This window comes from Microbacterium sp. CPCC 204701, from assembly GCF_004010105.1.
Classification (GTDB): Bacteria; Actinomycetota; Actinomycetes; order Actinomycetales; family Microbacteriaceae; genus Microbacterium.
The window spans coordinates 1-9,184 of record NZ_RRYE01000091.1; the positions used below are offsets into that span (position 1 = coordinate 1).

At 69.3% G+C, this 9,184-nt stretch carries 8 protein-coding genes and 1 pseudogene; 8 read left to right on the plus strand and 1 reads right to left on the minus strand.

Annotated elements, in window-relative coordinates; genetic code table 11:
* A partial coding sequence (locus EIO58_RS07800; RefSeq protein WP_127819053.1) for an MATE family efflux transporter occupies positions 1-663 on the minus strand: 663 nt, incomplete at its 3' end.
* A gap of 93 nt (positions 664-756) precedes the next feature.
* Between EIO58_RS07800 and EIO58_RS07805 the strand changes: the two genes are divergently transcribed.
* The 8 genes and pseudogenes from EIO58_RS07805 to EIO58_RS07840 form a co-directional block, all read left to right on the plus strand.
* A complete protein-coding gene (locus EIO58_RS07805) occupies positions 757-2,721 on the plus strand; it encodes a M13 family metallopeptidase (protein ID WP_127819054.1) in 1,965 nt (654 codons plus the stop codon).
* Positions 2,722-2,807: 86 nt separating this feature from the next.
* Positions 2,808-3,725, plus strand: a complete 918-nt coding sequence (locus EIO58_RS07810) for a serine hydrolase (protein ID WP_164861584.1) — start codon at positions 2,808-2,810, stop codon at positions 3,723-3,725.
* Between the two features lie 160 nt (positions 3,726-3,885).
* On the plus strand, positions 3,886-4,980 hold the full coding sequence (locus tag EIO58_RS07815; protein ID WP_240658635.1) for a DUF1611 domain-containing protein: 1,095 nt from the start codon (positions 3,886-3,888) through the stop codon (positions 4,978-4,980).
* A 169-nt stretch (positions 4,981-5,149) separates the two neighbouring features.
* Positions 5,150-6,262, plus strand: coding sequence for a 5-methyltetrahydropteroyltriglutamate--homocysteine S-methyltransferase (locus EIO58_RS07820; RefSeq protein WP_127819056.1), 1,113 nt, complete (start codon positions 5,150-5,152; stop codon positions 6,260-6,262).
* Positions 6,263-6,524: 262 nt separating this feature from the next.
* Positions 6,525-6,974, plus strand: coding sequence for an IclR family transcriptional regulator (locus EIO58_RS07825; RefSeq protein ID WP_240658636.1), 450 nt, complete (start codon positions 6,525-6,527; stop codon positions 6,972-6,974).
* Between the two features lie 256 nt (positions 6,975-7,230).
* Positions 7,231-8,100: a protocatechuate 3,4-dioxygenase subunit beta gene (pcaH, locus tag EIO58_RS07830; protein WP_127819057.1), complete on the plus strand. Its 870-nt coding sequence runs from the start codon at positions 7,231-7,233 to the stop codon at positions 8,098-8,100.
* Complete coding sequence (gene pcaG, locus EIO58_RS07835; protein ID WP_127819058.1) at positions 8,100-8,687, plus strand: protocatechuate 3,4-dioxygenase subunit alpha; 588 nt, start codon at positions 8,100-8,102, stop codon at positions 8,685-8,687. The genes pcaH and pcaG overlap by 1 nt, the downstream gene beginning before the upstream one ends.
* 48 nt (positions 8,688-8,735) lie before the next feature.
* Positions 8,736-9,184: pseudogene (locus tag EIO58_RS07840) on the plus strand (lyase family protein); the annotation flags it as partial.

The following is a 9,184-nucleotide window of genomic DNA, read 5'->3' on the forward strand; positions in this document are numbered from 1 at the left end:
GCGGACGGATGCCTCGTGCCGGCGCGCGAGCCGGCCGACCACGACGACGTACGCGGCGACCATGCCCCACTGCGCGACGACGGTGCCGACGGCCGACCCCGCGATGCCCCATCCGAAGCCGTAGATGAAGAGCCAGTTGAGCAGGGCGTTGGAGGCGAACCCGAGACCCGCGATCCAGAGCGGGGTCACGGTGTCCTGCATGCCGCGCAGCAGTCCCGTCGCCGCGAAGACCACGAGCATCGCCGGCAGACCCCACATCGAGATGCCCAGGTAGATCTCGGCCTGCTCCGCGACGCCGGCGTCGGCGCCGAACAGCCCGACCAGGAGCGGGGTCGCAAGATATCCGCCGAGTGCGAGCACCGCACCGATGCCGAGGGCGAGCCACATGCCGTCGATGCCCACCGACACCGCGCGCGACGGGTCGCCCGCGCCGAACCGGCGGGCGACGGCCGGCGTGGTCGCGTACGCCAGGAACACCATGAGCCCGACGATCGTCTGCAGCACCGCCGACGCGATGCCGAGGCCCGCGAGCGGCGCGATGCCCAGATGCCCCACCAGCGCCGAGTCGACGATGAGGAAGAGCGGCTCTGCCACGAGAGAGCCGAGGGCCGGCACCGCCAGCCGCAGGATGTCGCGGTTGAGCGTGTCGGGGGCGGTCGTCACCCTCCGAGCCTACGAGGGCGGGCGACATCCGCGGTCCCGCCGGGGCCGGGCCCGCGGCCGGAGCCGGTCCGGTGGGCGGCTAACCTGGAACGCATGACCGATGCCCTCCGCTCCGGTCTCGCGCTCGAAGAGCTCAGCGCCGAGATCCGCCCGCAGGACGACCTGTTCCGTCACGTCAACGGCGCATGGCTCGAACGGACCGAGATCCCGCAAGACAAGGCGCGGTGGGGGTCGTTCCACCTCATCGCCGAGCAGGCCGAGAAGGACGTCCACGTGATCGTCGAGGAGTCGCAGGGCGCCGAGCCCGGCACCGAGGCGCGCAAGATCGGCGACCTCTACACCAGCTTCATGGACACCGAGCGCATCGAGCAGCTCGGCGCCTCGCCGCTCGGGGATGTGCTCGCGCGGATCGACGCGATCGACGGCATCCCGTCGTTCCTGCGCACGGTGGGCGAGTTCGAGCGCGACGGCGTCGCGGCGCTCATCCACCTCTACATCGAGCCCGACCCGGGCAACCCACAGCGCTACGTGCCGTTCTTCATCCAGGGCGGCCTGTCGCTCCCCGACGAGAGCTACTACCGCCTCGACAACTTCCAGGAGACCCGCATCGCGTTCCGCTCGCATGCGCACCGCATCCTGGAGCTGGCCGGAGTGACGGATGCCGAGTCCGCCGCCGACCGCATCGTCGCACTCGAGACGGAGCTGGCGACCCATCACTGGGACAACGTCGCCAGCCGTGACGCGGTCAAGACCTACAACCTCAAGACGTGGGAAGAGGTGCAGGCTCTCGTGGGCGTCGACCTCACGCCGTGGCTCGAGGGCATCGCCCCGGAGCACACCGCCGCGTTCACCGAGATCAACGTCTACCAGCCGAGCTTCCTCGAGGGCCTCGGACTGCTCCTCGTCGAAGACCGCCTCGACGACTGGAAGGCCTGGCTGCGGTTCGCGATCGTGCACTCCGGCGCCCCTTTCCTCTCGGAGGAGTTCGTCGCCGAGAACTTCGGGTTCTACGGCACACAGCTCACCGGCGTCCCGGTCAACCGTGAGCGCTGGAAGCGCGGCGTCAGTCTCGCCGAGGCGGCGATGGGCGAGGCGATCGGCCGCGTCTACGTCGAGCGGCACTTCCCGCCGGAGGCCAAGGAGGCGATGGACGAGCTGGTCGCAAACCTCATCGAGGCGTACCGGCAGTCGATCTCCGACCTCGAGTGGATGAGCCCCGAGACGCGCGAGCGCGCCCTCGCGAAGCTCGACGCCTTCACGCCGAAGATCGGCTACCCCCTGAAGTGGAAGGACTACTCGACCCTCGAGATCGATGCGACCGACCTGATCGGCAACGTCCGGCGCGCGCACCTGTGGGAGCACGACCGCCAACTCGCGAAGGTCGGACAGCCGATCGACCGCGACGAGTGGTACATGACGCCGCAGACCGTCAACGCCTACTACAACCCGCTCATGAACGAGATCGTGTTCCCCGCGGCGATCCTGCAGTACCCGTTCTTCGAGGTCGACCGCGACTCCGCCGCGAACTACGGCGGCATCGGCGCCGTGATCGGGCACGAGATCGGCCATGGCTTCGACGACCAGGGCAGCCGATTCGACGGCGACGGCTCGCTGCGCGACTGGTGGACGGACGCCGACCGCGCGGCATTCGAGGAGCGCACGAAGATCCTGATCGACCAGTTCGAAACGCTCGTGCCGCAGGGACTCGCCGAGGAGCACCACGTCAACGGCGGCCTCACGATCGGCGAGAACATCGGCGACCTGGGCGGCCTCGGCATCGCGATCAAGGCGTACCGGCTCCACGCGGAGCAGGCCGGTGACCCGGAGATCGATGGATTCACCGGCATCCAGCGACTGTTCCTCAGCTGGGCGCAGATCTGGCAGCAGAAGGGCCGGGATGCCGAGACCATCCGCCTGCTGACGATCGATCCGCACGCGCCCAACGAGTTCCGCTGCAACCAGATCGTGCGCAACATCGACGCGTTCTATGATGCGTTCGGTGTGACCGAGTCGGATGCCCTCTGGCTCGACCACGACAAGCGCGTCACGATCTGGTGATGGGGCGGGCCTCGGCCCGCACGCGCAGGACGACCACCACCCCGAATCCGAAGAACACTGGGAACCAAAGAACCGGAAGGACACCCGTGGGCACTGAGCCCAGAAGGGATGCCGAGTCGCAGCGGGGGGCGCGACGGAGCACCAGCAGACGACTGCCGAGGAGGGCGGCGGTCGGTCGCCGATCATTCACGTCGACGCTGAAGGCGCTCGACGAGCTCGCCGCATCCGGTGCGAAGATCTCGGTGCGCATCACCGATCTCGATCGCGGCACCTCGGTGCTCTCGGGCGACGACTTCGTCACGCTCCCCGTCGCCGGTCTCGGCGTCGTGCCGCTGCTCATCGAGGTCGCGGCCGGTTTCGAGTCGGGGCGGCTCGACCCGCTCGAGATCATCGACCGCTCCCGGGTCGACGCGGTCGCCGTGGCCGGGGTGTGGCAGCACCTGAAGGCGCCCGCGCTCCCGCTCTCGGACCTCGCGGTGCTCACCGCGTCGACGGGTGACGCCCTCGCCGCGAACGCCTTGCTCTCGCGTGTGGGCCTGCCCGCGGTGCGCGCGCGCATCGAGCAGCTCGGACTGGCGCGGTCTGCGCTGCTCGATCGCTTCCGCGACGAGCGCGGCCCCGACGACGCCCCGCATTTCGCGCTCGGCTCGTCGCGCGAGCTGGCCCAGGTGTTCGGGGCACTCGTCAACTCGCAGGTGGTGTCGCCGGGAGTCAGCGCCCAGGTCGCCGAATGGCTGAGCCTCAACCACGATCTCTCGCTCGTCGCCTCGGCGACCGGTCTCGACCCGTTCTCGCACGAGAACGACGAGCACGGTCTGCTCTTCGTGAACAAGACCGGCCGGGATGCCGGCATCCGTGTCGAGGCGGGCGTGCTGGCGGGCCCCCGCGCCGGCATCTCGTATGCACTCATCGTGTGCTTCGACGACCTCTCGATCTACCACCGCATGCGTGCGCACGAGGCGTTCCGCATTCTCGGCACCGACCTCATGGAGTACGTGTTCTGACGCGGGCTCCCGGCATCCGTCAGGGCGACGGTCGCTGCTCGTTCCCAGAGTCGCGCGACCCCGCCCAGGCGGCGCTGGTAGCGTTCGACCGTCGGCATCTCGCCGGCTTCAGGGAAGAGTCTTCGTACTGTCATCTCCTCTGTGCGACCAGAGGAGCCTTGTGTCCCTTCCCCACACCGCCGTCGTGTACTGCGAGGGCGAGTTCTCGCGGCCCGACGGCAAGACCGCCAACGGCCTCGTCCGCCACTCTGAGAAGTACCGGATTCTCAGCGTCATCGACAGCACGCGCGCGGGTAAGGATGCCGGGGTGCTGCTGGACGGCGTCGCCAACGGCATTCCGGTCGTGGCGAGTCTTGCAGACGCGATCGCGCTCGCAGGCGCGGTGCCCGCCGCGCTCATCTTCGGCATGGCTCCGGCCGGCGGTCTGCTCACGTCCGCGCAGCGCACAGACCTTCTCGACGGCATCACCCGTGGGATGGACCTGATCAACGGCTTGCACGAGTTCCTCAACGATGATCCGGAGTTCGCCGCGGCGGCTCTCGTCGCCGGTGTCACCATCACGGACGTGCGGCGTTCGAAGGACAGGAAGGACCTGCGCCTCTTCACGGGCCGGATCCTCGGCGTGAAGTGCCCGCGCATTGCGGTCCTGGGCACGGACGGCGCGGTCGGAAAACGCACGACGACCACTCTCCTCGTAGAGGCGCTCAGGGCGCGCGGCATCAAGGCCGTCATGGTGGGCACCGGGCAGACGGCGCTGATCCAGGGTGCGAAGTACGCGGTGGCGTTGGATGCGACCGTGCCGCAATTCTGCTCCGGCGAGGTCGAAGCTCAAGTGGTCGCCGCTTTCGAGAACGAGGATCCCGACATCATCGTCATCGAAGGTCAGGGCGCACTGAGCCACCCCGCCTATCTGACCTCTGCGTACATCCTCCGCGGGAGCCGCCCAGACGGGGTCATCGTTCAGCACGCCCCTGGACGAGGGATGCTCGCCGACTTTCCGGCCCTGCCGATGCCGACCGTCGCGAGCGAGATCGCATTGATCGAGGCCTTTGCGCCGACTCGGGTGATCGGGGTCACGATCAACCATGAGAGGATGTCGGATCCAGAGGTCAGCGCCGCCATCGACGAATACGAACTCGCATTCGGCATTCCCGCCACCGACCCGCTCACCCGGCCGATCGATCGGCTGACCGAGATGGTTCTCGAGGCGTACCCGGCTCTCCAGGAGCAGGCCCGGACGAGCGCCCTTCGCTAGCAGGCGCTCCGGTTCGCGTCGACGTCCGGCCTGACGGCGGGCACCGCCTGCGACCTCAACGCGTACGGAATCCTCGCTCACGCCCCGCACGCGGTCTGACTCGTACGAGCGGTGATGCGGGATGACACGCCGCTGCCCGCGTCGGGTCCTGGTCGCGTACGATCGCCTGGTGTCAACACCGCCGTTCCGCGCCGACATCGTCGGCAGCTTCCTCCGTCCTGCCGCCCTGGCCGAGGCCCGCCGCCGCTTCGCGGACGGCACGATCGACGCCGAAGCGCTCCGCATCGCCGAAGACACCGCCGTCGCCGAGCTCGTCGTCCGCGAGGCCGATGCCGGACTGAAGCTCGCGACCGACGGCGAGTTCCGCCGGTCGTGGTGGCACTTCGACTTCTTCGGGCTGCTCGACGGCGTCGACATCGTCGAGCTCGACCACGGCATCCAGTTCCAGGGCGTCCAGACCCGGCCCCGGGGCATCGAGATCTCCGGCCCGATCGGCTTCAGCGACAGCCACCCGTTCCTCGACCACTTCCGCTCGCTGAAGAGCCTGATCGAGCGCACCACCGGCGCCGTGCCGAAGTTCAGCATCCCTGCGCCGACGGTGCTCGACTTCCGCCTCGAGCCCGACCACATCACCGCCTCCGAGTACGACGGCCGCGACGCCATCGTCGACGACCTGGTGCAGGCCTACCGTGACGCGGTGGCCGCGTTCTACGACGCCGGCGCTCGGTACCTCCAGTTCGACGACACGGCGTGGGCGTACCTCTGCTCGGACGTCGAGCTCGACAAGGCTCGCGAGCGCGGCATCCGAACCGACGGCATCGCCGAGCGGTACGCGACGATCCTCAACCGCATCCTCGACGGCAAGCCCGACGACCTGGTGGTCACGACCCACGTGTGCCGCGGCAACTTCCGCTCGACGTGGATCTCGTCGGGCGGCTACGAGCCGGTGGCAGAGCAGCTGCTCGGCAACACCGGCTACGACGGATACTTCCTCGAGTACGACAGCGAGCGCGCCGGTGGCTTCGAGCCGCTTCGCTTCCTCCCCGAGGGTGACAAGACGGTGGTGCTCGGGCTCATCACATCCAAGAGCGGCGAGCTGGAGGACGTCGATGCCGTGAAGAAGCGCATCGACGAGGCATCCGCTTTCGCGCCTCTCGAGCAGCTCGCGCTCAGCCCCCAGTGCGGCTTCGCCTCGACCGAGGAGGGCAACCTGCTCACCGAGGACCAGCAGTGGGCCAAGGTGCGCGAGGTCACCGACATCGCCGCCGACGTCTGGCGCTGACCTGCGCCCCCGCCCCTCGCTCCTCACAACCGTGAGGGTGCAGCTGGTGGACGAGAGGTTGGGAACCTCCCTTCCTCTCGGCGACCCGTTGCACTCTCGCGGAGCTGGAGGAGTCAGACGAGCGGGGTGCCGTGGGTGTGGAAGGTCTCGATGGTTCTCATGCCCAGGCCTGGCCCTTCTTGCGCTCGGCCTCCGACCACTGTGGGAGCTCGGCGAGCTCTCGCCGCTCTCGCTGCGACTGCGCGAGACGGCACTGCCGCACATGGTGCGGCTGTACGAGGCGACCGGCGAGAATGTGCACCTCGCGGTGCTCGACGGCCCGACGCCCGAGACGACCACCGCGGTCTACGTGGGGCGCCTCACGGGCCGCCAGTCGATCCCGACGCTCAGCCGCATGGGCGGACGAGGACCCCTGCACACCACCGGCGTCGGCAAGGCGCTGCTCGCCACCCGCGACGAGCCGTGGCTCGAGTGGTACTTCCGGGCACCGCTGGAGCGTGAGACGGTGCACTCGATCACGACCGAGGCCGCGCTGCGCGCAGACATCGCCCGCACGCGCGCGCTGGGCTACGCGACGACCCGCGAGGAGATGACGCTCGGGAATGTGGCGGTGGCGGTGGCGCTGCCGCCGATCGATGGGCTTCCTCCGACGCACTCGCGATCGTCGTGCACCTCGAGCGGGCCGAGAAGTGCCGCCTGGCACCGCTGGTGATGCAGGCCGCGAAGGACCTGCACCACGATCTGCGCAACACCTGAGGTCCGGTGCGCGCACCCGAGCGCTGGGGCTGCGGTTTGCTGTTCTGGCGCAGCCGATCGTTGGCGCCGCAGCAGGTTTGCGCAGCCGCACGAGCAGGGGGCGACGGATGCCGCGGCCCACGGCATCCGGATTCCCGCTGAGTGGGAATCCGCGATGCCGCGATGGCGACCGGTGCGACCCTGGGATGACCCGAGCCGTCGAAGGAGACCTCATGACCGCAGCGCAGCCCGACCCGCGGGGCGAGGAGGCGTTCTCGTCGCCGGTGGTGCTCGAGCAGACGGCGACTGCTCCGGAGGCCCTGCTCGCGTCGCCCGATCAACTCACCCAAGCCGAGATCACGCAGGAGATCGTCGACTACCACGCTGCCGCGGCACGGCGTGAGGCCGACGGCGAGAGGCTGAACATCAGCCTCCACGACTTTCCGCCGTACCGTTCCAGCCTGCTGCGCCACCCCACCAAGAACCCGAAGCTCGTCGACCCCGAGACGATCGAGCTCTGGTCGCCGGCGTTCGGCCAGCGCGACGTCGCGGCGATCGAGTCCGATCTGACGCTGCAGCACACCGGCGAGCCGCAGGGCGAGCGCATGACGGTCGAGGGACGCGTGCTCGACTCGTGGGGACGCCCCGTCGCGAACCAGCTCGTCGAGATCTGGCAGGCCAACGCCGCGGGCCGATACATCCACCGGCGGGATCAGCATCCCGCACCGCTCGATCCGAACTTCACCGGCGCGGGCCGCATCGTGACCGACGACGACGGGTTCTACAAGTTCACGACGATCAAGCCGGGCGCCTATCCGTGGAAGAACCACGTCAACGCCTGGCGCCCCGCGCACATCCACTTCTCGATCTTCGGGTCGGGGTTCACGCAGCGCCTCGTGACGCAGATGTACTTCCCGGGCGACCCGCTGTTCCCGCTGGACCCGATCTACAACTCCATCTGGCGCCAGAAGGACCGCGACCGCCTGATCGGCATCTACGACCACGACCTGTCGGTACCGGAGTTCTCGATGGGCTACCGCTTCGACATCGTGGTCGACGGCCCCGATGCGACCTGGTTCGAGCCTGAAGAGGGAGAGCACTGATGGCCGCCCCACCCGCTCGCACCCCGCGCGATCACGGTCCGAAGACGTACGAGCCCACCGGCGGCCAGACCGTCGGCCCGTTCTTCGCCTTCGGCCTCGACTACCCGAAGAAGCACGAGGTGGTCTTCCCGCACAGCCCCGGCGCGATCGTGCTCGGCGGCACCGTGTACGACGGGGCCGGCGCGCCGATTCCCGACGCGGTCATCGAGATCTGGAGCGCCGACGAGAACGGCGAGATCCCGCGCGCGCGCGGGGCGTTCCGCCGCGACGACCACTCGTTCACCGGGTTCGGGCGCGCAGCCACTACGGACGTCGGCCGCTACGAGTTCTGGACGCGCAACCCCGGGCCGGTCGACGACCGCGCGCCGTTCTTCTCGGTGATCGTGTTCGCTCGGGGCCTTCCCGACAAGCTCGTGACGCGCATCTACCTGCCCGAGCACGATGAGCTGCGGACGGCCGACCCGCTGCTGTCCTCGCTCGAGCCCGACGAGCGCGCTACGCTCATCGCGACGCGCCTGCCGGACGGACATCTGCACCACGACATCCACCTGCAGGGCGAGAAGGAGACCGTGTTCCTTGCCTTCTGACCGCGAACGGCCCGGCCCCTCGATCCGCGAGCGATGCGAGGGCCGGTCGTGACGGCGATCGACGAAGGGCTGCTCTCACCGGTCACGGCCGGGCACGACGGGACGGTGACGGATGCCGCGTTCCTCGACGCGCTGGTGACCGCCGAGGTGGCGCTCAGTCGCGCGTACCGCGAGCTCGGTCTCGCACCCGACGAGGCGGTCGACGAGATCGAGGCCGAGTTCGGCTGGCGGGGCCCGCTCCGTGGATGCCGCGGACACGGTCTCGATGTGGCGGCGCTCGCCGCGGCCTCCGTGGCCGGCGGAAACCCGGTGATCCCGCTGGTGCCGCGCATGAAGGAACGCGTCTCCGCCGACGCGCAGGCGTGGCTGCACCGCGGCGCGACCAGCCAGGACATCGTCGACACGGCGCTCATGCTCGTCGCCCGCACGGCGTCGGAGCGGGTGATCGCTGCACTCGCGCACGCCGAGGTGTCGCTGCGCTCGCTCGCCCGCTCGCG